The organism is Chromobacterium sp. S0633 (assembly GCF_024158805.1).
Lineage (GTDB): Bacteria > Pseudomonadota > Gammaproteobacteria > Burkholderiales > Chromobacteriaceae > Chromobacterium.
In genome coordinates, this window is sequence record NZ_JAMZGH010000004.1 from 225,838 (window position 1) to 246,542 (window position 20,705).

Consider the following 20,705-nt stretch of genomic DNA (forward strand, 5'->3'; position numbering starts at 1 on the left):
CGTCGGCGCGGCCCGGATTTCGATATCAAATCATCTTATTCAAATTGACGGAGCGATCTTCATGCGACTGATCCTGTTGGGGGCGCCTGGCGCCGGCAAAGGCACCCAGGCCAATTTCATCAAGGAAAAATTCGGCATCCCGCAAATCTCCACCGGCGACATGCTGCGCGCCGCGGTCAAGGCCGGCACGCCGCTGGGCCTGGAAGCCAAGGCGATCATGGACGCCGGCGGCCTGGTGCGCGACGACATCATCATCGGCCTGGTCAAGGAGCGCATCGCCGACGCGGATTGCGCCAACGGTTTCCTGTTCGACGGCTTCCCGCGCACCATTCCGCAAGCCGAGGCGATGATCGCCGCCGGCGTGGACATCGATTACGTGGTGGAGATCGACGTGCCGGACGCGGCCATCGTCGAGCGCATGGCCGGCCGCCGCGTGCATATGGCCTCCGGCCGCACCTACCACATCAGCTTCAACCCGCCCAAAGTGGCCGGCAAGGACGATGTGACCGGCGAAGAGCTGGTCCAGCGCGACGACGACCGCGAAGAAACCGTGAAGAAGCGTTTGTCGGTTTACCACGAACAGACCGCGGTGCTGGTGGGCTTCTACGGCGAGCGCGCCGCCAGCGGCGACGCCAAGGCGCCGAAATACGTCAAGATCGACGGCACCCGCGCGGTGGAAGTGGTGCGAGACGAGGTGCTGAAGGCGCTGGGCGCCTGAGAACCTGTTCCGGGTTCTCCAAGAAGACAAGCGGGCCTTATGGCCCGCTTTTCTTTTGACGTGTAGAGAAAGGGCTGGCGCGGCGGCGGCAACAGGCGGACAATTGAACCCGGAGCCCGCGAGCGGCTCCAAAAGTTTTTGTGCGTCAAGCCGGCGCGATGCCGGCGCAAGGATAATACCTATGTATCACGGGGAACGTTTCAACGGGATTTCCCATTTGATCGGCACTTTGCTGGCCATTACCGGCCTGGTGGTGCTGGTGACCATGGCCGCGCGCGAGGGCGACCCCTGGAAGGTGGTCAGTTTCAGCCTGTACGGCGCCACGCTGGTGGCCTTGTATCTGATTTCCACGCTGTATCACAGCTTCCGCGGCCGCGCCAAGGCGGTGCTGCAGAAGTGCGACCATTCGGCGATCTATCTGCTGATCGCCGGCAGCTACACGCCGTTCGCGTTGGTGACTTTGCGCGGCGCCTGGGGCTGGAGCCTGTTCGGCGTCAGCTGGGGCCTGGCCGTGTTCGGCATCATCCAGGAACTGACCCTGGGGCGGCGCACCCGTTTGCTGTCGATGATTCTCTATGTGGTGATGGGCTGGCTGGTGCTGGTGGCCTTGCCGCCCTTGATCGAGTCCTTGCCCAGCGGCGGCCTGTTCTGGCTGGCCTTGGGCGGGATTCTGTACAGCGTCGGCATCTATTGGTTTCTCAACGACGAGAAAATCCGCCACGGCCACGGCATCTGGCATTTGTTCGTGCTGGGCGGCAGCGTCTGCCAGTTTGTCAGCGTGTTGTTCTACGTGGCCTGAGCCGAGGCTTGAAGTCCTCCGCGCCGCGGCGGGACGAAGAAGAAGGGCGAAACCAGCGCAAACGCTGCTTTCGCCCTGTTTTATTGAGGCGTGGACGCTGGCGCTCGCTCAGGCGTCCGGCAAGTCCTGCAGCCGGCGCTCCTTGACCAGGGTTTCCAGCGCGCGCACCACTTCGGGATCGAACTGGCTGCCGGAGCGGCCGGAAATGTATTCCATGGTGTCGTGCAGCGTCCACGGCTCCTTGTAGGGCCGTTTGTTGAGCAGGGCGTCGAATACGTCCACCACCGCGACGATGCGCGCCGACAGCGGGATTTCGTGCGCTTTCTGCTTCCTGGGGTAGCCGTTGCCGTCGAAGTGCTTGTGGTGGCCGCCGGCGATTTCCGAGCCCAGGGACAGATAACTCATCCCCTCCACCATGCTGGCCGATCTGGCCAGAATCTGCGCGCCTATGGTGGCGTGCTGCTCCATGATCACCCGCTCGTCCGGGTCCAGCTTGCCCGGCTTGAACAGGATGTGGTCCGGCGTACCCACCTTGCCGACATCGTGCAGGATGCTGGCCATGCCCACCATGTCCATGAATTCCTTGCCCATCAGTTCCGGATAAGCGCCGTTGTCCCGCATCTGCCCGGCGATGGCGTCGGTCAGCCGCTGCACGCGCAGCACGTGATTGCCGGTGTCGGTGTCGCGGAATTCCGCCAGATCCGCCAGCGCCACCACCGTGGCCTCCTGCGCGCTGCGCAGCTGGCTGTAGAGGTAGAGATTGTCGTAAGCGGCGGAAATGCGTTGGCAGAACACGTCGAGCAGGTCGCGCTCCACTTCTTCCAGCGGCCATTGCGGGGTGAAGTGGATGATGAACTCGCGGCCGTTGCGCGAGGTGATGTAGAGCACGTCGTAGGGGTGTTGGTAGATGCTGCGCTTCTCGGCGAAGGAACGCAGGATCACCTGCTCCAGCTCGGGGAAGGGGCTCAGGTCGCCGCTTTGCCCCAGCGGTTCGTAATTGCCGGAGGCGGCCAGGATTTCCAGTTCCGGCCGGCCGTTGCTGCTGTCGTTGCGCACGCAGAGGATGCCGTCGCTGCCGATGTCCAGCAGCGCGCTGATCTGGCGCAGCACGCCGGAGGCGAACTCGCGCAGCGAATACAGCTGGTACAGGTCGGACGCGCTTTCCAGGATCTTGGACAGGCCTTGGCGGTTTTTCTCCAGCGACAGCAGGTTTTCGTAGGCGCGCAGCGAGGAGATGATGGTGGTGAACAGCTTTTGCACCGTCAGCTCGGTCTTGGTCTTGTAGTCGTTGATATCGTAGTTGAGGATGACTTCCTGCTCCGGCGCCTGTCCGGGCTGGCCGGTGCGCAGCACGATGCGCACCAGGCCGTTCTTCAGGTCCTGGCGGATCTGGTGCACCAGCTTCAGGCCGGCGTCCTCGCTCTCCATTACCACGTCCAGCATGATCAGCGCGATGTCCGGATGCTGGCGCACCACTTCGTAGGCTTCCTTGCCGGAGTGGGCGCTGAGCAGTTCCAGCGGCCGTTCTTTGTAGCGGATGTTGCGCAGCGCGATGCGGGTGGCGGTGTGCACGTCCTTCTCATCGTCGACGATCAGGATTTTCCACGGGTGGCGGCCGTCGCCGGCGGCGGAGGCTGGGGAAGACGCAGACGGAGCGTCATCATCGTCCAGCAGCCAGTCGTCTTCCTGGTTGGTGATGTCGCTCATGCTATGTTCTCCTTGCTCTGGTTGACCGGGGCGGAGCAGGGCATGGTGATGGTGAAGGTGGTGCCTTTATTCACTTCGCTATGCACCTCGATCGACCCGCCCAGGCGTTGCCGTACGATGTTGTAGACGATGTTGAGCCCAAGACCGCTGCCGCCGCTGCCGCGGCGGGTGGTGAAGAAGGGGTCGAACACGCGGCTCAGGTTTTCCGGCGGAATGCCCTTGCCGTCGTCGCTGAGCGTCAGCGTGATGTAATGCGGATTGTTGCGCCTGGCCTCGATCAGGATTTTGCCGCTGCTGCGGTTTTCAAAGCCGTGCACCAGGGAGTTGACCATCAGATTGGTGACCACCTGGGCGAAGGAGCCCGGATAGCTGTCCAGCAGGATGTCTTCCTCGCACTGCACGCTGATGGTGGTGTTGGCGTGCTTGAAGCGCGGCTTCAGGCTGGTGATCACCTCGTTCAGATAATCCTGCAACTGGAAGCTGCGCCTCGCCTCGCTGGTCTGATCCACCGCCACCTGCTTGAAGCTGTGGATCAGGTTGGCCGCGCGCTCGGCGTTGGAGAGGATCAGATCGCTGCATTCCTTGGCGGTGTCCAGATAAGCCTGGAAGTCGCTTTTCTTGACGGTGCCGCCGTCCACCTTTTCTATGATGTGGCTGGTGGCGGTGCCCAGGTGGGAGGCGGTGGTCAGGGTGATGCCCACCGGGGTGTTGATCTCGTGGGCGACGCCGGCCACCAGGCTGCCCAGCGAGGCCATCTTCTCGGTTTCCACCAGGGTTTGCTGCGCTTCCATCAACTGGCGGTAAGCTTCTTCCGCGCGGTCGCGCTCGGCGCGGGCCACCGCTTCGGCCTCGGTGCGCTTGGCCAGATCGCCGGCGGTGCGAGCCACGATGCGGTTGAAGCCGTTGACGATGCCGCCGATCTCGTCGTCGGCGACGTGGGTGACTTGGGCGCCGCTGGCGTCCGGCGCGCGGATGGCGGTGTTCAAGGCCTGCTGCAGCCGCGCTAGCGGCTGGAACAGGAAGCGTTGCAGATTGAAGGACATGATCATGAAGATCATCACGTCCAGCAGCAGGATCTGGGCGGACAGTTCGATCAACTGGTCGCGCTGATGTTTGGCCAGCGCCTGGCGCGACAGATAGACGGTGGCGTTGCCCAAGTGCTCCTTGCCCTGGTAGACGATGGGAATGTTGAGCATGTCGTCGGAACGCGGCTCCTCCGACGGCGGCATGTCGCGGATGCTGCCGTCGCTGTCATGGCTGCGGCCCAGGCTGAGCCCGGATTCCCCCTTGACGCTGATGGCGATGATGGACGGCCAGCTCAGCTCGCTGTCCAGCGTCAGCCTGACGTTTTCATCGTCCAGCTGCCAGACGCTGTGCGGCAGCGACATCGCCAGGCGGGCTTTGACCGCGGCGCGTTGGGATTGGTAATCGGCCTCATTGCGTTCCTGGTTGTGCAAATAGGAAAACAGGCCCGTCGTCCCCAGAATGGCGGTGATCCAGGCCATCAACCAGAACATCAATTTGGTTTTTATGCTTTTCATTATGTTCACAGTTCCAAGTGCCCACACTGAATCCTAGGCAGTTCTGGCGCGAATACCAAATCCGGATGCGCGCGGAGCTAGCCGCCGCCGTCGGCGCTCAGCGCCGCAGCGGGCTTGGCGCGCGGGGCCAGTTTTTGCAGCGCCAGCCCGCTCAGGATTAGGCCCAGACCGACCAGGGTGGAGGGCAGGATGGCCTCTCCGATCAGGAAATGAATCAGCGCCAGCGACAGCAGCGGCGACAGGAAAATCAGGTTGGCGATGCGGGCGGTGCTCGGCGTCAGCTTCATCGCCGTCAGCCACAGAACAAAGGTGAAGCCCATCTCGAAGGCGCCGACATAGGCGGCGCCGGCCAGGCCCTGCCAGGCCACCGGGCCCAGCTGTCCGGTATAGGCGCACCAGGCCAGGCTCAGCGGCAGCGAGAAGGCGAAATTGAGCGTCAGGCCTATCACCGGCTCGCGCGCGTCGCGGGCGTTGAAAATCCAGTAGCCGGCCCACAGCAGGGTGGAGGCCAGCGCCAGCGCCACGCCCAGCGAGTCGGAAAAGCGCAGTTCCAGCACCTGGCCGCGGGTGCCGATTACCAGCACGCCCAGATAGCAGACCAGCGCGGCGGCGATGTCGCGGCGCTGCAGCTTTTGTTTGAGCAGCGGCACCGCCAGCAAGCTCATGGTCAAGGCCCAGGTGTAGTTGATGGCCTGGGCTTCCTGCGCGGGCAGCAGCGCATAGGCCTGGAACAGAATCAGATAATACAGCGCCGGATTGACGGCGCCGAAGATCAGCGAGGCGCGCCAGTGGCGGCGCAGGGCCGGGGCGAGCTCCGGCAGCCTGCCCTGGACGGCGAGCAAGCCCAGCAGGCAGAAGAGAGAGGCGGCGCTGGCATAGAGCACCAGCTGGGCCGGGCTGAGGTGGGCGAGACTGATCTTGAAGGCGCTGGCCACCGTGGACCAGGCCAGGACGGCGGCGAGTCCGTAGGCGTAAGCTTTAGATTGTGACTGCAAGGTAATCCCCAGGGTGACGGATGAGGGGCCGCGGGACGGCCATGCCGCCGGCCCGCGCGCCGATGACCCATTCTAATGCAAATGGATTTCCCCGGGGGCTTGCAGGGTCTTGGATCTAGGTGGCCTGTTCCTGCGCGCGTTCCTGGATCAGGCGGTTCAGCATCAGGCTGGCGCGCCAGGCGGTGTCGGAGGCGGACAGGCCGATGGGGCCGCCGGTTTCCATTTCGAAATCGTCGCCGGCCAGGCCATGGATGTGCACGGCCAGGCTGGCGGCTTCGAACGGCTCCATGCGCTGGGCCAGCAGCGCGGCGATGATGCCGGTCAGGACGTCGCCCTGGCCGGCCACTGCCAGCGCCGGGCCGCCGCTGGTGTTCAGATGGTAGAAGCCGTCCGGGCCGACGATCAGGCTGCCGGCGCCCTTGAGCACCACCACGCAGTTGAAGTGGTTGGCCAGCCGGCGCGCGGCCATCAGCCTGTCCTTTTGCACCGTCTCGGTGCTTTGTCCCAGCAGGCGCGCGGCTTCCGCCGGATGCGGGGTCAGCACGGTGCCGGCCTGGCGTTTGGCGATCAGGGCGGCGGCGGCGTGGTCGTTGGCCAGCAGGTTCAGCGCGTCGGCGTCCAATACCAGCGCCTGCGGCAGCTGGATGACTTGGTCCAGCAGGCGGCCGGCCCGTTCTTGCTGGCCCAGGCCGGGGCCGACGGCCAGCACGTCGGCGTCGGGCAGGCCGGCCGCTTCGTCCAGCGCGGAAATCATCAGCTCCGGCACCACCGGGTCCACCGGCAGCCGGTCGTCCAGCGGGCAGACATGGACTTTGCCGGCGCCGCAGGCCAAGGCGCTGCGCCCGGCCAGCAGCGCCGCGCCCAGCATGCCCGGCGCGCCGCCTATTACGCAGACGGTGCCGAACAGGCCCTTGTGGCTGTTGCGCGGCCGCAGCAGCGCGCGGACGTCCGGCTGGTTGATGCTGCCGTCCGCCGCGGGGATCAGCCTGGGCGGGCAGTCCAGCAGTTCCAGTTCCACATTGCCGGCCAGATCGGCGCCGGAGGCGCTGAACAGGCCGGGCTTCTGGCACAAAAAGGTCAGGGTGTGGCTGGCCTGGATCGCGGTGTTGGCCGGCACGCCGGTATAGGCGTCCAGGCCGCTGGGGCAGTCCAGCGCCAGGATGGGGCTGCCCAGCTGGTTGATGCGGTCGATCAGCGTGGTCCATTCCAGGTCGAAGTCCCGGCTCAGGCCCACGCCGAACAGGCCGTCTATGACCAGTTGCGGCGCGCGGTAGTCGCGCGGCAGATCGAACATCACATGGCCCTGGGCCTGCTCCAGCTCATGCAGGGCTTCCGAGGTGGCGGGGCTGGTGGGCTGGGTGGGCACCAGCACGTCGACGCGGAAACGACGGCGCATCAGTTCCAGCGCCGCGTACAGCGCGTCGCCGCCGTTATTGCCGGGGCCGGCACAGATCAACAGCCGGGACGCGCTGGGCAGGTGGTGGCTGACCCAGTCCGCGGTGGCCATCGCCGCGCGCTGCATCAGGTTGTAGCCGGCGTCGGTGGCTTGGCGCTCCAGTTGGCGCAAGGCGTCCAGGCTGAGAATGCTTTGGTCTTGTGTCGGCATCCCAAGGTTCCTCTTTGACCGGGCCGCAAGCGGCGCGGCGGCTGGCTAGGGGGCCGCGGGGCGGTCCGGGGCGGGCTCGCCCCAGCGCGGCGTCAATTGATTGTCGATGCGGAGCTGATCCAGAATTCGCGCCACCACGAAGTCGATCATATCGTCCACGGTCTTGGGATGAGTATAGAACCCCGGAGACGGCGGCAGGATGACAACGCCGAGACGAGCCAGCTTGAGCATGTTTTCCAGATGGATGGCGGAGAACGGCGCCTCGCGCGGCACCAGCACCAGCTTGCGCTGTTCCTTGATGTTGACGTCGGCGGCGCGTTCGATCAGATTGTCGCTGCTGCCCTGGGCGATGGCGGCCAGCGTGCCCATAGAGCACGGACAGACCACCATGGCGTCGGCCGGGTTGGAGCCTGAGGCCACCGGCGCGAACCACTCTTCGCGGCCGAAGACCGCCAGCTGGCCGTCGCGCGCGCCGCTGCGTTGCATCAGCCATTGCCGGGCTTCGGCCGGGCGCGAGGGCAGGGTCAGGTCCATTTCCTGTTTGGCCACCACTTGCGCGGCCTGCGAATACAGCACCCAGACGCGGACGCCGGCGGCGATCAGGCAATCGATCAGCCGCAGGCCGTAGGGTAGTCCGGAGGCGCCGGTCAGGGCGACGGTGACGGTTTGGATCGGGCGCATGAATGTCTCCTGTAGGCGGGCGGCCCGAATGCGTTCAGTTCTGGCGGTAGAGCTGGCGATGGCGCACCAGCACCTGCTCGGCGGCGAACAGGCGGGCAAGACGTTCCGTGATGTAGACCGAGCGGTGCTGACCGCCGGTACAGCCGACGGCGACGGTCAGATAGCTGCGGTTTTCCATGCTGAAACAGGGCAGCCATTTGCTGACCAGCTGCTGGATGTCGTCCACCATCTGCTGCACTTCCGGCGTTTGCTGGAAGAAGTCGATGATGGGCTGGTCGCGGCCGGTGAAGGGGCGCAGCTGCGGGTCGTAATAGGGATTGGGCAGGCAGCGGACGTCGAAAACGAAGTCGGCGTCCCGCGGCAGGCCGTGCTTGAAGCCGAAGGATTCGAAGATCAGGGTCAGCCGGCTGCTGTCGGCGTCCACCAGCTCGCGCACCCAGCTGCGCAGCGCGTTGGCGGACAGCTCGCTGGTGTCGATGCGGGTGCCCAGCTCCATGATCTCGGCCAGCATGTCCTGTTCCAGCAGAATGCTTTCCTCCACCGTGACGTCGGCGCCGGACAGCGGGTGGCGGCGGCGGGTTTCGGAGAAGCGCTTGACCAGGGTGGCGGGCGTGGCTTCCAGGAACAGCAGGCGCACGTCCACATGTTGGGCCCGCAGCTTTTCCATTTCCGCCGGCAAGGCGCCCAGCGACGGGCCGGAGCGGGTGTCCACGCTGATGGCGATCTGTTCGTAGCCGTAGTCAGCGTACAGCGACATCGCCTCGTGCAGCATGGTGGCCGGCAGATTGTCCACGCAGTAGAAGCCGGCGTCTTCCAGCGCGCGCAGCGCCACCGACTTGCCGGAACCGGACAGGCCGCTAATCAATATCAGGCGCATTTTCCTGGTCTCTGAGGAAGTTGGTGTGGCGTTCGATGAATTCGCGGGTGCTGTCTATGCCGCGCAGCTGCAGGATGTAGTTGCGCACCGCGGCCTCCACCAGCACCGCCAGGTTGCGGCCGGCGGCCACCGGCAGCACCACTTTGCGGATGGTGACGCCGATGATGTCCTGGGTTTCCGACTGGATGTTGAGGCGGTCCAGCGCCTGCATCGCCTGGTCGTTGGCCTTGACCAGGTGGATGATCAGCCGCAGCACCTTCTTCGGCCGCACGGCGGTTTCGCCGAAGATGGTGCGGATGTTGAGGATGCCCAGGCCGCGCACTTCCAGGAAGTCGCGCAGCAAGGGCGGGCAGCGGCCTTCCAGCGTGTCGGGGCCGATGCGGTACAGCTCCACCGCGTCGTCGGCCACCATGCCGTGGCCGCGGGAAATCAGTTCCAGCGCCAGCTCGCTCTTGCCCATCGCCGAATCGCCCATGATCAGCACGCCGATCTCGAACACGTCGAGGAAGACGCCGTGCAGCACGGTGGACACCGCCAGCGCCCGCGCCAGATAGATGCGCAGCACATCCATCAGGTAGGGGCTTTCCAGCTTGGTGGTCATCAGCGGGACGTTGTGGGTGTGGCAGTAGTCGCGCAGCAGCTTGGGCACCGGCTGGTCGTTGGCCACCATCACCACCGACATGCTCTTGTGGAACAGCTGGTCCAGCGCGGTCTTGGCGGCGGACTGCTCCAGCCGGTTCAGGTAGTCCACCTCGGCGAGACCCAGCACCTGGACCCGGTTGGGGTGGATGAAATTGAGGTGGCCGACCAGCGCCTGCGTGGGGCGCTGTTCGTCGTTGCCTATCATATTGTCGGCGCCGCCGGTGCCTGCGACCCAGGTCAGGTTGAGCTTCTGCTGGTTTTCCTGGTACAGCCGGCGGACGCTGATGCTAGGCATTGGGCACCCAATTATTGAGCAGCTGATAGAGCTCGTCGCGCAGGGGGATGCCCAGCATCTGCTCGCGCATCTGGCGGCTGGAGAACAGCTGCGCCAGTTCGGACAGCACTTGCAGGTGCAGGTCCGTGGCCTGTTCCGGCACCAGCAGCACGAACAGGCACTGCACCGGCTTGCCGTCGGGCGCGTCGAAGGGAATCGGGGTCTTCAGACGGATGAACACGCCCATCGCGTCCTTGAGGCCGCGCGCGCGGCCGTGCGGAATCGCCACTCCCTGGCCAAGGCCGGTGGAGCCGAGCTTTTCGCGGGCGAACAGGCAATCGAAGATTTCGCTGCGCGCGATGCCCCGGGTATTTTCAACCAAGAGGCCGACTTGCTCGAACACGCGCTTCTTGCTGGCGACGTCCAGATCCAGCAGGACGTGTTCGGGTGTCAGGATTTTGCCGATGAGGTTCATATTGGATTATGCATGCGGCTGAGAAAAACCCGGCAATTCTACGTTGCCTTGATAGTACTGAAAACGGGCAAGTGCAAAGAAAAGCGGGAACCCGCAGGCCCCCGCCTTCCAATTCAAGGGATTACAGGCTGGCTTCAGGCGCCGGAGCACGGTGTTCAGACTGCTTTTCCTTGTGTTTCAGCACTTGACGGTCCAGCTTGTCGATCAGCAGATCGATGGCGGCGTACATATCGGATTCGGTGGCTTCCACGTGGATGTCCTTGCCGGACAGATGCACGTTGACTTCGGCCTTTTGCACCAGTTTATCAACAGACAGAGTAACGGAAATGTCGATCACATGGTCGACATGTCGAGTAACGCGCTCCATTTTGGTTTCAACGTATTCGCGCAGGGCGGGAGTTACTTCCAGATGCAGTCCAGTTACTTTGAGGTTCATACCCTAGCTCCTTCTGGTGTTGACAGTCCGGTCGGGTCGGCCGGATCGCTGTATTCCGCCGCCTGGGTCACAGCGTCTTGCGCTGGTTGACCGGCGGTATCTGCATGGCTTCACGATACTTGGCTATCGTGCGTCTGGCAACTTGTATTCCCTGTTTGGCCAGCGCTTCGACCAGGGCGCTGTCGGACAGCGGTTTGCTCGGCGATTCGGCGTCGATCAGGCTGCGGATGTGGGCCTTGATCGCGGTGGCGGAGCACTCGCCGCCGCTGTCGGTTTCCAGCGCGCTGCCGAAGAAATACTTGAGCTCGAACAGGCCGCGCGGGCAGAGCAGGTATTTCTGGGTGGTGACCCGGGACACCGTGGATTCATGCAGGCCCAGCTCGTCCGCGATGTCGCGCAGAATCAGCGGGCGCATGGCCACTTCGCCGTGTTCAAAGAACGATTGCTGCCGTTCAACGATAGCTTCCGCCACTTTCAGGATAGTGTCAAATCGCTGCTGGATGTTCTTCACCAGCCATTTGGCCTCCTGCAGCCGCGAGGACATTTCGCCGTTGCCGCCGCGGTTTTCCGCCAGCAGCCGCGCGTACATCTGGTTGACGCGCAAGCGAGGCACGGCGCCGCCGTTGAGGGCGGCCACCCAGCGTCCCTTGCGTTTTCTGACCGAGACGTCGGGGATCACGTACTGGGTGTCGCTGGCGCCGAAACCGGCGGTGGGGCGGGGGTTGAGGCGGGCGATCAGCGCCTGGGCGGCGCGCAGCGCGGCGTCGTCCACGCCCAGCTGTTTTTTCAGCCGGGTGTAGTCGCGGTTGCCCAGCAAGGCCAGGTGGTCGCGGACGATGGCCAGCGCCAGGCCGCGCTGCGGCTCGTCCGGGTCCAGCCGCTGCAATTGCAGCGCCAGCGCTTCCGGCAGCGAACGCGCGCCGACGCCGGGCGGGTCGAACTGCTGCAGCAGGCGCAGGCCTATCATCAGTTCGTCGGCCTCGATTTCCAGTTCCAGCGGCAGGTGGCTGGCGATGTCTTCCAGCGTCTGGCCCAGATAGCCGTCGTCGTCCAGCTCTTCAATCAGCAGCTGGACGATGGCCTGATCGCGCGTAGGCAGCGCCACTTCGCCCAACTGCGCCAGCAGGTGCTCGCGCAGGCTGATAGGACAGGGCACGTTCAGCATCGGGTCCAGCTCGTCGTCGCCGTCGCCGCGGCGTCCGCCGCTGCCCCAGTCGCTCAGTTCGCCGGTCTCTGCGCCGCGTTCGCCGTCGTCGCCGGAGGCGTCGTCGCGGCTTTCCGCCGGGGCCTCCGGTTCCTGGGCGGCGGCGTCCGGCGCTTCGCCCTGCGGCGCTTCGTCGCCGCGCTCCAGCAAGGGATTGTCCAGCAAGAAGCGCTCGACTTCGGTCTGCAGGTCGAGGGTGGACATCTGCAGCAGCTTGATCGATTGCTGCAGTTGCGGCGTCAGGGTCAGCTGCTGCGATACCTTGAGCTGAAGTGTCTGTTTCATCGCTTACAGGTGGAAGTGTTCGCCAAGGTAAACTTCGCGCACCTTCTCGTTGTTGACCAGTTCTTCCGGCTCGCCGGAGGCGAGCACCGAGCCTTCGCTGATGATGTAGGCGCGGTCGCAGATGCGCAGGGTTTCACGCACATTGTGGTCGGTGATCAGCACGCCGATGCCGCGTTCCTTCAGGAAGGAGATGATTTTCTGGATGTCGATCACCGCGATCGGATCGACGCCGGCGAAGGGTTCGTCCAGCAGGATGAAGCGCGGCCGGGTGGCCAGCACGCGGGCGATCTCCACGCGGCGGCGTTCGCCGCCGGACAGCGACAGCGCGCTGCTGTCGCGCAGGTGGCCGATATTGAGGTCGTCCAGCAGCAGGTCCAGTTCCTTGTCCAGTTCCTTGCCCTTGAGGCCGGACACTTCCAGGATGGCGGCGATGTTCTCCTCCACCGTCATGCGGCGGAAGATGGAGGCCTCCTGCGGCAGATAGCCGAGGCCCAGGCGCGCGCGCTGGTGGATGGGGTAGTGGGTGATCACCTGATCGTCCAGGCGAATCTCGCCGTCGTCGGCGCCGATCAGGCCGACGATCATGTAGAAGCTGGTGGTCTTGCCGGCGCCGTTGGGGCCGAGCAGGCCCACCACTTCGCCGCTGGCGATTTCCAGCGCCACGTCCTTGACCACGGTGCGTTTCTTGAAGCGCTTGCGCAGGCGCTCCACCTTGAGCACGCTTTGCGTCATTTGGCGGCTCCGCTGGCGGGTTTGGCCGTCGCCGGCTGGGAGGCGGTGTTCTTGGGCTGCAGGATCACGGTGACGCGGCCCTTGTTGGGGCCGGTGGCGGTGCCGCCCGTCACTTGGTAGGTTTCGTTCTGGGTGTTGTAGGTGATCACATTGCCCACCACCAGGTCGCCTTCGCGCTTGACCCGGGCGTTGCCGGTCAGCACCGCGAGGTTGGCCGCGCTGCTGTAGTCGAGGCGGCTGGACTGGCCTTCCACCCATTCGTTCTTGCCGTCCATTTTCTGGCGGAAGGTGACGATGCGGCCGGTGGCCACCAGGGTCTGGTTGCCCTGCTTGTCCTGGGTGGCGACGACTTTGTCGGCGTTGAGCCGCAAGGTGCCCTGGATGATCACCACATTGCCTTCGCAAGTGGAGACGCCCTTGATCTGGTCCATGGTGCAGCCGTTGTCGCTGGTGATTTCCATCGGCTTGGTGCGGTCGGCCTGTTCGGCGTGGGCGACGGAGGCGGCGGCCAGTGCCAGGCCGGCCAGCAGGAGACGGAGCTTATTTTTCATAAATGATCTTGGTGTGAGACAGCAGGTTCAACAAACCTGTCTGTTGCTGGTAGACGAAGCCCACGGAGTTGCCGTGCGATTTGCCCTGGAAGAATACGGTGGGCGCGGCGGAGCGGGCGATTTTCTTGCCGGTGTCGACATGCATGGCGCTGGTGACGACCTTGGTCTCCGGCTTGTCCGCGGCGGCGGGCTGGATCATGGTCGCCTTCTTGTCGAAATAGGCTTGCTGGGTTTTGTTGTTGTAACGGCCGACGTCGCCGATCAACTGGTATTGCAGCGCGCCTTGCTGGTACTGGTAGAGCTCGGGATTTTCGAAGAAGGCGTCGTCCTTGCCCGGGTATTGCCACATGCGCGAGGCGATCAGCCGCTCGTAGAGCTTGCCTTGCGGGTCGAAGCGGGTGGCGATCAGGTGTTCGGCCACGTACTCGGGCTTGTCCGGGTCCAGTTCGCGGCGGTTGCTGTCCCAGCGCGAGACCTGGTCCAGCCACACGGTCAACAGGCCGGTCAGGCCCACCAGCAGCAGCGGGAACAGGCGGTGGGAGCGCAGCAGGCGGATCATGCCAGATACCTGGCCAGGATGGCGTCGAAGGAGCCCTGGGCCTGCATGATCAGCTCGGCTAGCTCGCGCACCGCGCCCTTGCCGCCGGAGCAGCCGGTCACGTAGTGGGCGCGCTGGCGCACCAGGGCCGGCGCTTCCGGCACCGCGACGGCCAGGCCGACGCGGGTGATGATGGGCAGGTCGATCAGATCGTCGCCGATGAAGGCGCATTCCTCGGCCGTCAGGCCGGTGAGTTCCAGCAGTTCGCCCAAGGCCAGTTTTTTGTCGTGCACGCCGCCGTAGTAGTGGTCGATGTGCAGCGCCTGAGCGCGATGCTCGACGCAGCGGTCGGCGCGGCCGGAGATGATGGCCAGCTGGACCCCGGTGGATTGCAGCAGGCGCAGGCCCAGGCCGTCCTGCACATTGAAGGATTTGCTTTCTTCGCCGTGGGCGTTGTAGTAGATGCGGCCGTCGGTCATCACGCCGTCCACGTCCATGATCAGCAGCTTGACCTTGCGGGCCTGCTCAAAAATGCTTTGCATGCTTGTCCTTGCTAATGCCGGCGACTCAGATCACGCCGGCCTTGAATAGATCGTGCAGATGCAGCGCGCCTATCAATTTGTTGCTTTCATCTACGACCAGCAGGCTGGTGATCTTGTTCTGCTCCATCAGGAACACCGCCTCGGTGGCCAGCTTTTTGGGGCTGATGGTGCGCGGCGAGCGGCTCATTACCTGATCGATGGTCAGATCGTAAAGGTTGGCGGAACGTTCCAGCGTGCGGCGCAGGTCGCCGTCGGTGTAGACGCCCAGCAGGGCGTCGTCGGCGGCGCAGACGGCCAGCATGCCCAGGCGCTTGCGGGACAGTTCCAGCAAGGCGTCCTTCAGCGGCGTGCCCGGCGCCACCCGCGGCAATTCCTCGCCGCTGTGCATGATGTCGGAAACGTGGACCAGCAGCTTGCGCCCCAGGCTGCCGCCCGGATGCGACAGCGCGAAATCGCCCTGGCCGAAGCCGCGCGCGTCCATCAGCGTGACCGCCAGCGCGTCGCCCAGCGCCATCTGCACCGTGGTGCTGGTGGTGGGGGCCAGGCCCAGCGGGCAGGCTTCCTTCTCCACGCGGGCGTCCAGGTGGATGTCGGCCTCCTGCGCCATGGTGGAGCTTTCGCGTCCGGTCATGCAGATCAAGCGCACGCCCTTGCGCTTCAAGGCCGGCAGCAGGGCGATGATTTCGTCGCTTTCGCCGGAGTTGGACAGCGCCAGCACGATGTCCTGGGCGGTGATCATGCCCAGATCGCCGTGGGCGGCCTCGCCCGGGTGAACGAAGAAGGCCGGCGTGCCGGTGCTGGCCAGCGTGGCGGCGATCTTGCGCGCCACGTGGCCGGACTTGCCCATGCCGGTGATCACCAGACGGCCGGCGCTGGCCAGGATCAGGTCCACGGCGGCGAGAAAGTCGCCGTTCAGGCTGCGCGACAGCGCGGTGAGGGCTTCGGACTCTATCTGCAGGACTTCCCGGGCCAATTGGAGCCGGGACGGAGCTTGTACTTTTTCCATAATTCGAAAGTATATCAAAGGTTATAATCGCTGAACGCAGGCTGGTGCATCTTTTGCTTGGCATGTGTTAAAAATTGCAGTCTTTTTCCTTTCTCTCGCTTCAGGAGCCCCGCCGCGCGATGCATTCGTCACTAGCCCCTATCGTCTTGGTTCTGCTGGCCGCGGTGTTGTCGGTGACCTTGTGCCGCAGCCTGAAAGTGCCGGCCATGCTCGGTTATCTGGTGGTGGGCTTTCTGGCCGGCCCCGGCGTGATGAATCTGATTCCGCAAGGCGAGGAAACCGCCTTTCTCGGCGAGATCGGCATTGTCTTCATGATGTTCTCCATCGGCCTGGAGTTTTCCCTGCCCAAGCTGCGCGCGATGCGGCAGCTGGTGTTCGGCGTCGGCTTCGGCCAGGTGGCGGCCACCATGTTGCTGGTGGGTCTGGCGGTGGGCTGGCTCAGCGGCAGTCCGCTGACCGGTTTCGCCGTCGGCGGCGCGCTGGCGATGTCGTCCACCGCCATCGTCAGCAAATTGCTGAACGAGCGTCTGGAGCTGAACCAGGCCCATGGCCAGCTGGCCATTGGCGTGCTGTTGTTCCAGGACATCGCGGTGGTGCCCTTGCTGATTCTGTTCCCGGCCTTCGCCGGCGGCAGCGACACCTTGTGGATGGACCTGGGCCTGGCGGCGCTGAAGGTGGTGGTGGTGCTGGCCTTGCTGCTGTTCTTCGGCCAGCGCCTGCTGCGGCCGTGGTTCCATCTGGTGGCGCGCCAGCGCTCGGGCGAGCTGTTCATGATCAATGTGCTGCTGGTGACGCTGGGCGTGGCCTGGCTGACCGAGCTGTCCGGCCTGTCGCTGGCCTTGGGCGCCTTCGTCGCCGGCATGTTGATTTCGGAAACCGAATACCGCTATCAGGTGGAGGAGGACATCCGGCCGTTCCGCGACATTCTGCTGGGCTTCTTCTTCGTCACCGTGGGCATGAAGCTGGAGCTGACGGTGTTGTTCGAGCGTTTCGGCGAAGTGCTGCTGATGCTGGCCCTGCTGCTGCCGATCAAGGTGGCGGTGGTGTTCGGCGTGGCGCGCGGCTTCCGCCACAAGTCCAATGAATCCATGCGCGCCGCGCTGGCCCTGGCTCAGGGCGGCGAATTCGGCTTCGTGCTGCTGGCGCTGGCCTTGAACCTGCATCTGGTGCCGGCCGGCACCGCTCAGGCGGCGATCGCCGCGATTCTGATCTCGATGCTGATCGCGCCCTTCCTGATCCTGTACGGGGACAAGATCACCCGCCGCCTGATCAAGCAGGACTGGATGTTCCAGGCGCTGGACCTGCACCATATGCTGGTGGAGAGCATGTCCAAGAGTGACCACGTGGTGATCTGCGGCTACGGCCGCAGCGGTCAGGCGCTGGCGCGCTTGCTGGAGGCGGAGGAGATCCCGTTCTTCGCGCTGGACATGGACCCGGAGCGGGTGCGCGAGGCCGGCGAGGCCGGCGATCCGGTGGTGTTCGGCGACGCCGGCAAGCACGAGGTGCTGGTGGCGGCCGGTCTGATGCGCGCCAAGGCGGTGGTGGTGACCTTCGCCGACACCCACGCGGCCTTGCGCATTTTGAGTTCGGTGGAGCATGCGCGGCCGGGACTGCCGGTGATTGTGCGCACGGTGGACGACAGCGATATGGATCAGCTGCGCCACGCCGGCGCCGACGAGGTGGTGGCCGAGGTGATGGAGGGCAGCTTGATGTTGGCCTCGCAGGCGCTGCTGGTGGTCGGCGTGCCGCCGAGCCGGGTGGTGCGCCGCATCCGCGCGGTGCGCGAGGAGCGCTACGGCCTGTTCCGCGGCTTCTTCCGCGGCGTCAGCGACGAGGGCGAAGGCATGGACGAGGCCTTGGTGCCGCGGCTGCAGAGCATTCAGGTCTGCACCGGAGCGGCGGCGGTGGGTCAGCCGTTGGCCAATCTGCATCTGCGGGATTTGGGCGTGGAATTGAAGGCGATTCGCCGTCAGCGGGTGCGACGCACCGATTTCGACGACAGTTTCGAGGTGGAGCAGGGCGACGCGCTGGTGTTGCTGGGCACGCCGGAGCAGCTGGCGCTGGCCGAGTACCGGATTCTGCAGGGGGAATAAGGACCGGCGGGAGGATGTCGAACGGCCCTCGCGGCGTGAGCTGCGGGGGCCGTTCGTTTTGATGCTGTTTGTCGGGCGTTAAGGCAGGATGGTGGTGATCTGCTTCTGCAACTGCTGCTTCAGCGCCTGCTGCTTTTCCACCTCGGTCTTCTTGCCCTTGACCATGGCGTTGAAGTCCAGCGCGTACACCGGCGCGTTCAGCGGGCCGGTGATCTTCAGCGGCACGTTGACGCCCTTGAGGCGGGCAAAGGCCAGCGGGTTGGCCTGCACGTCCATGGTGTAGTCGACGATGCTTTGCTTCAGGTCTATCTTGCCGCCGCCGCCGACATTCATCAGCTGAGAGGCCAGCTTCAGGTCCTGGCTGCGCGCCACGCCCTTGTCCAGGCGGAAGCTGCTGGACAGCGTGGCGAAGGTGGTTTTCTGGTCGTTCTGCGCGGCGCTATTCCATTCCTTCAGCTCGGCCGGCAGGTTCTTCAGCGCCGCCACCAGGTCGATGCCGGTCAGCGCGCCGTTGTTCAGGCTCATCTGCACATTGCCGCTCAGGGTGTCGCGCAGCTGGGCGAAGGATTTGCCGTCGGCGTTGATGTCTATCTTGCCGTTGCCCTTGCCGTCCAGGCGGCTGAAGTTGAACAGGTCCACCAGCAGCGGGCGGATCTTCATGCCCTGCAGCGTCTGGTTCACTTTCAGCTGCGGCACGTCGCGGCGGCTGAGGCTGGCGTCGCCTTGCAGCCTGCCTTCGTAGATGTCGGCCGACATCTGGTCCAGCTCCAGCTCGCGCGGGTTGATGCGCACATTGCTGCTGATCTGCTTGATGCGGAAGCGGCCCACCGCCAGCTCGCCCACCGCCACCTTGCCGGTGAGGTCGAACAGGTCCAGCCAGTCCAGCGGGATGTCGCCGGTGTTCTGGAAGATGGCCACCGGATCGCCCTTGCTTTCCGGCAGGTAGCGGTTCAGGTCCAGACGGCCCACCGACACCGTGGCTTCGTGGCGCGGCTTGATCAGGCCGTACTGGCTGACGGTGACGGCGAGGTCGGAGCCGTCCATCTTGCCGGCGACGCGCAGATTGAAGCGCGGCTCGTCCAGATCGCCGTCCAGCGCGCCGTCCATGGTGGACACCAGCTTGCCGCGCGGCAGCAGCGGGGTGGTGATGGTGGAGGTCAGCGCCAAGGGCTGCATCCGCAATTGATTCATGCCGGCCAGGGACAGCGGCGCGTTGAGCTTGACGTTGACCTTGGTGGAGCCGGCCAGCCAGTTGAAGTCGCCGTGCAGCTTGTCGGCGTACAGGCCGGCTTCGTTGAGTTTGAGGTTTTCCAGCGCGGCTTCCAGCTGGTACTGGCTGCGCGCGTAGCTGAGCTTGGCGCTCAGCTGGCCGGAAGGCATGGTCAGCTCGTCGAAGCTGGCGTTGATCTGCGGCAGCGCCAGGTGGACTTCGCTGCTGGGCCGCTCGCTGCTGAAGGCGAGCGCCACATTGCTGCCGGTGGCCTGCAAGGTGGCGAAATTGAGTTTGTACTGGCCGCTGACGGTGAGTTTGCTTTCGCCCAGGCCGGGAACCTGGGTCATCGCCACCGCGTCCAGCGCCTCCAGGCTGACCTGGTCGTCCTGGATGGACAGCGGCGTGTTGACCGCCAGGCGCACCGGGCGCGAGCCCTGTTCCAGGATGGCGCCGGCGCTGAGGCTGGCGCCGCCGCGCAGATCGTCCGCGTCCAGGCTGATGCTGGCGACGCGGCTGTCGGTATGGGTCATCTGGTCGGACAGCACCAGGGTGCCCTCGCGTATCTTCAGCGTGTCCAGCTTGATGGAGAAGCTGCTCTGGCTATGGCGCTGAAACAGATCGGCGATGGACAGGCGGCCGTCTTCGCCGCGGCTGATGTTGGCGCTGGGGCCGTACAGCGCCACCGAGCTCACTTCGCGGTTGCCGAACAGCAGTGGCCACCAGGCCAGGCCGACGCGCAATTCCTCCACGCGGGCAAACGGCGTTTGCTGGCCCGGTTCGGAGACAGAGAGCTTTTCGATCTGGATGCCGGGAGAGGGGAACAATATCGGGGTGACGCGGCCTTCGATGCTGATGACGCGGCCGGTGTCCTGCAAGGCGTGCGACAGGGTGCCGCGCACCTGAGCTTCATTAAATTGCCAGTAGATCAGCGATTGCACCAGCACGACGACCGCCACTAGCGCGGTGAGGCTGTAAACAGCGATGCGAAGCCACAGCCGGCCGGAGTTCAATTTCATGGGTGGATGCTCGGATGGGCCATGCCAGCGGTTTGATCTAGGTTACGGGTTGGGAAATCGGACTGGAGCGGGTGAAGGGAATCGAACCCTCGTCGTAAGCTTGGGAAGCTTCTGCTCTACCATTGAGCTACACCCGCGCGTTTTCGGCTAGAGCGCCCGAATGTAGCGTTTTTTGCCTGTTTTGGCAAGGCGCGCCGCCGCTGTGGGCGGTTCCGGCGACGGCGCGGGCGCTAAGCGATTGATAAAAAAGCACACGCTCAAGCGCCTCCGCCCAGCCCGGCCAGCAGGTCTTCCAGTTGATCGGTGGCCTGGCCCCAGCCGCTGGCGAAGCCCATCGCCTCGTGTTCGCGCAGGTCGGCCTCGGTCCAGTGCAAGACGTCCGCGCGGTAATGCGTCTTGCCGTCGCGGGGCTGGAATTCCAGCGTCACGGTCATGAAGGGCTTGGCCGAAGGCAGCCAGGCTTCGGTGTAAGCGTCGGTGAACACCAGACGGCGCCCGGGCCGCACTTCCAGATAGACGCCGCGATTGGGGAAGTCCTGTCCTTCCGGACTGCGCATCACCACCAGGCTGGAGCCGCCGGGCCGGACGTCCAGTTCGGCCGAGGCCACCGTCCACGGCCGCGGGGTGAACCATTGGCATAGCAGTTCGGGGTCGGTCCAGGCGCGGTAAACCTGTTCCGGCGGAGCGTCGATCAGGCGTTCCAGCGTTAGCCGGTAGGGGGCGTGGGCTTGGCTCATGCGCGGCCTTTCGGGTGAGGGTGTCGGCTCAGATTAG

The 20,705-nt window shown here is 64.8% G+C and carries 20 protein-coding genes and 1 tRNA gene; 3 read left to right on the forward strand and 18 right to left on the reverse strand.

Going from position 1 to position 20,705, the window contains the following annotated elements:
- Positions 1-61 precede the first annotated feature (61 nt).
- Positions 62-718: an adenylate kinase gene (gene adk, locus NK214_RS04555; RefSeq protein ID WP_107798235.1), complete on the forward strand. Its 657-nt coding sequence runs from the start codon at positions 62-64 to the stop codon at positions 716-718.
- A 181-nt stretch (positions 719-899) separates the two neighbouring features.
- Complete coding sequence (locus NK214_RS04560) at positions 900-1,517, forward strand: hemolysin III family protein (RefSeq protein WP_019100472.1); 618 nt, start codon at positions 900-902, stop codon at positions 1,515-1,517.
- 108 nt (positions 1,518-1,625) lie between these two features.
- Here the strand turns inward: NK214_RS04560 and NK214_RS04565 are convergent, their stop codons facing one another.
- From NK214_RS04565 to NK214_RS04635, 15 genes are all read right to left on the reverse strand, one after another.
- The gene (locus tag NK214_RS04565; RefSeq protein WP_253313848.1) at positions 1,626-3,224 is read right to left on the reverse strand and encodes a DUF3369 domain-containing protein; all 1,599 of its coding nucleotides are present in this window, start codon (positions 3,222-3,224) and stop codon (positions 1,626-1,628) included.
- On the reverse strand, positions 3,221-4,765 hold the full coding sequence (locus tag NK214_RS04570; protein ID WP_107798237.1) for a sensor histidine kinase: 1,545 nt from the start codon (positions 4,763-4,765) through the stop codon (positions 3,221-3,223). The genes NK214_RS04565 and NK214_RS04570 overlap by 4 nt, the downstream gene beginning before the upstream one ends.
- Positions 4,766-4,842: 77 nt before the next feature.
- Positions 4,843-5,760 (reverse strand): DMT family transporter, encoded by a 918-nt coding sequence (locus NK214_RS04575; RefSeq protein ID WP_107798238.1) that lies wholly within the window; start codon positions 5,758-5,760, stop codon positions 4,843-4,845.
- 115 nt (positions 5,761-5,875) lie between these two features.
- The gene (locus tag NK214_RS04580) at positions 5,876-7,366 is read right to left on the reverse strand and encodes an NAD(P)H-hydrate dehydratase (protein WP_107798239.1); all 1,491 of its coding nucleotides are present in this window, start codon (positions 7,364-7,366) and stop codon (positions 5,876-5,878) included.
- A gap of 45 nt (positions 7,367-7,411) precedes the next feature.
- Positions 7,412-8,047 carry a flavin prenyltransferase UbiX gene (locus NK214_RS04585; RefSeq protein WP_253313849.1) on the reverse strand — a complete coding sequence of 212 codons (636 nt, stop codon included), beginning with the start codon at positions 8,045-8,047 and terminating at the stop codon, positions 7,412-7,414.
- 34 nt (positions 8,048-8,081) lie between these two features.
- Entirely contained in the window at positions 8,082-8,924 is an 843-nt protein-coding gene (gene rapZ, locus NK214_RS04590) for an RNase adapter RapZ (protein WP_107798241.1), read from the reverse strand.
- Positions 8,905-9,861, reverse strand: coding sequence for an HPr(Ser) kinase/phosphatase (gene hprK / locus NK214_RS04595; protein ID WP_019104261.1), 957 nt, complete (start codon positions 9,859-9,861; stop codon positions 8,905-8,907). The genes rapZ and hprK overlap by 20 nt, the downstream gene beginning before the upstream one ends.
- A complete protein-coding gene (ptsN, locus tag NK214_RS04600; RefSeq protein ID WP_107798242.1) occupies positions 9,854-10,315 on the reverse strand; it encodes a PTS IIA-like nitrogen regulatory protein PtsN in 462 nt (153 codons plus the stop codon). The genes hprK and ptsN overlap by 8 nt, the downstream gene beginning before the upstream one ends.
- Positions 10,316-10,436: 121 nt before the next feature.
- Positions 10,437-10,751, reverse strand: a complete 315-nt coding sequence (hpf, locus tag NK214_RS04605; RefSeq protein WP_019104259.1) for a ribosome hibernation-promoting factor, HPF/YfiA family — start codon at positions 10,749-10,751, stop codon at positions 10,437-10,439.
- Positions 10,752-10,818: 67 nt separating this feature from the next.
- Positions 10,819-12,240, reverse strand: a complete 1,422-nt coding sequence (locus tag NK214_RS04610; protein WP_235084266.1) for an RNA polymerase factor sigma-54 — start codon at positions 12,238-12,240, stop codon at positions 10,819-10,821.
- A gap of 3 nt (positions 12,241-12,243) precedes the next feature.
- Positions 12,244-12,972, reverse strand: coding sequence for an LPS export ABC transporter ATP-binding protein (gene lptB / locus NK214_RS04615; protein WP_227107056.1), 729 nt, complete (start codon positions 12,970-12,972; stop codon positions 12,244-12,246).
- On the reverse strand, positions 12,969-13,523 hold the full coding sequence (gene lptA, locus NK214_RS04620; RefSeq protein ID WP_107798245.1) for a lipopolysaccharide transport periplasmic protein LptA: 555 nt from the start codon (positions 13,521-13,523) through the stop codon (positions 12,969-12,971). Before lptA ends, lptB begins: the two co-directional genes overlap by 4 nt.
- Complete coding sequence (gene lptC, locus NK214_RS04625; protein WP_107798246.1) at positions 13,513-14,082, reverse strand: LPS export ABC transporter periplasmic protein LptC; 570 nt, start codon at positions 14,080-14,082, stop codon at positions 13,513-13,515. The genes lptA and lptC overlap by 11 nt, the downstream gene beginning before the upstream one ends.
- Positions 14,079-14,603, reverse strand: a complete 525-nt coding sequence (locus NK214_RS04630) for an HAD family hydrolase (RefSeq protein ID WP_107798247.1) — start codon at positions 14,601-14,603, stop codon at positions 14,079-14,081. Before NK214_RS04630 ends, lptC begins: the two co-directional genes overlap by 4 nt.
- Positions 14,604-14,628: 25 nt before the next feature.
- Positions 14,629-15,609: a KpsF/GutQ family sugar-phosphate isomerase gene (locus NK214_RS04635; protein ID WP_227107058.1), complete on the reverse strand. Its 981-nt coding sequence runs from the start codon at positions 15,607-15,609 to the stop codon at positions 14,629-14,631.
- 119 nt (positions 15,610-15,728) lie between these two features.
- On the opposite strand from NK214_RS04635, the gene NK214_RS04640 reads away from it, so the two are divergent.
- Complete coding sequence (locus tag NK214_RS04640; RefSeq protein WP_107798249.1) at positions 15,729-17,702, forward strand: cation:proton antiporter; 1,974 nt, start codon at positions 15,729-15,731, stop codon at positions 17,700-17,702.
- 78 nt (positions 17,703-17,780) lie between these two features.
- Here NK214_RS04640 and NK214_RS04645 read toward each other — a convergent pair whose 3' ends face one another.
- The 3 genes from NK214_RS04645 to NK214_RS04655 all read right to left on the reverse strand — a co-directional run bounded on the left by NK214_RS04645 (position 17,781) and on the right by NK214_RS04655 (position 20,668).
- The gene (locus tag NK214_RS04645; RefSeq protein ID WP_107798250.1) at positions 17,781-19,931 is read right to left on the reverse strand and encodes an AsmA family protein; all 2,151 of its coding nucleotides are present in this window, start codon (positions 19,929-19,931) and stop codon (positions 17,781-17,783) included.
- A 63-nt stretch (positions 19,932-19,994) separates the two neighbouring features.
- Positions 19,995-20,068: transfer RNA gene (locus NK214_RS04650), tRNA-Gly, on the reverse strand.
- Between the two features lie 120 nt (positions 20,069-20,188).
- Positions 20,189-20,668 (reverse strand): SRPBCC family protein, encoded by a 480-nt coding sequence (locus NK214_RS04655; RefSeq protein ID WP_227107062.1) that lies wholly within the window; start codon positions 20,666-20,668, stop codon positions 20,189-20,191.
- Between the last annotated feature and the right edge of the window lie 37 nt (positions 20,669-20,705).

Excerpts from the sequence above, each read along its gene's own strand:
- adk (WP_107798235.1), top strand. The coding sequence starts at position 62 with ATGCGACTGATCCTGTTGGGGGCGCCTGGCGCCGGCAAAGGCACCCAG.
- NK214_RS04560 (WP_019100472.1), top strand. The coding sequence starts at position 900 with ATGTATCACGGGGAACGTTTCAACGGGATTTCCCATTTGATCGGCACT.
- NK214_RS04565 (WP_253313848.1), bottom strand. The coding sequence starts at position 3,224 with ATGAGCGACATCACCAACCAGGAAGACGACTGGCTGCTGGACGATGAT.
- NK214_RS04570 (WP_107798237.1), bottom strand. The coding sequence starts at position 4,765 with ATGAAAAGCATAAAAACCAAATTGATGTTCTGGTTGATGGCCTGGATC.
- NK214_RS04580 (WP_107798239.1), bottom strand. The coding sequence starts at position 7,366 with ATGCCGACACAAGACCAAAGCATTCTCAGCCTGGACGCCTTGCGCCAA.
- NK214_RS04585 (WP_253313849.1), bottom strand. The coding sequence starts at position 8,047 with ATGCGCCCGATCCAAACCGTCACCGTCGCCCTGACCGGCGCCTCCGGA.
- rapZ (WP_107798241.1), bottom strand. The coding sequence starts at position 8,924 with ATGCGCCTGATATTGATTAGCGGCCTGTCCGGTTCCGGCAAGTCGGTG.
- hprK (WP_019104261.1), bottom strand. The coding sequence starts at position 9,861 with ATGCCTAGCATCAGCGTCCGCCGGCTGTACCAGGAAAACCAGCAGAAG.
- ptsN (WP_107798242.1), bottom strand. The coding sequence starts at position 10,315 with ATGAACCTCATCGGCAAAATCCTGACACCCGAACACGTCCTGCTGGAT.
- hpf (WP_019104259.1), bottom strand. The coding sequence starts at position 10,751 with ATGAACCTCAAAGTAACTGGACTGCATCTGGAAGTAACTCCCGCCCTG.
- NK214_RS04610 (WP_235084266.1), bottom strand. The coding sequence starts at position 12,240 with ATGAAACAGACACTTCAGCTCAAGGTATCGCAGCAGCTGACCCTGACG.
- lptB (WP_227107056.1), bottom strand. The coding sequence starts at position 12,972 with ATGACGCAAAGCGTGCTCAAGGTGGAGCGCCTGCGCAAGCGCTTCAAG.
- lptA (WP_107798245.1), bottom strand. The coding sequence starts at position 13,523 with ATGAAAAATAAGCTCCGTCTCCTGCTGGCCGGCCTGGCACTGGCCGCC.
- lptC (WP_107798246.1), bottom strand. The coding sequence starts at position 14,082 with ATGATCCGCCTGCTGCGCTCCCACCGCCTGTTCCCGCTGCTGCTGGTG.
- NK214_RS04630 (WP_107798247.1), bottom strand. The coding sequence starts at position 14,603 with ATGCAAAGCATTTTTGAGCAGGCCCGCAAGGTCAAGCTGCTGATCATG.
- NK214_RS04635 (WP_227107058.1), bottom strand. The coding sequence starts at position 15,609 with ATGGAAAAAGTACAAGCTCCGTCCCGGCTCCAATTGGCCCGGGAAGTC.
- NK214_RS04640 (WP_107798249.1), top strand. The coding sequence starts at position 15,729 with ATGCATTCGTCACTAGCCCCTATCGTCTTGGTTCTGCTGGCCGCGGTG.
- NK214_RS04645 (WP_107798250.1), bottom strand. The coding sequence starts at position 19,931 with ATGAAATTGAACTCCGGCCGGCTGTGGCTTCGCATCGCTGTTTACAGC.
- NK214_RS04655 (WP_227107062.1), bottom strand. The coding sequence starts at position 20,668 with ATGAGCCAAGCCCACGCCCCCTACCGGCTAACGCTGGAACGCCTGATC.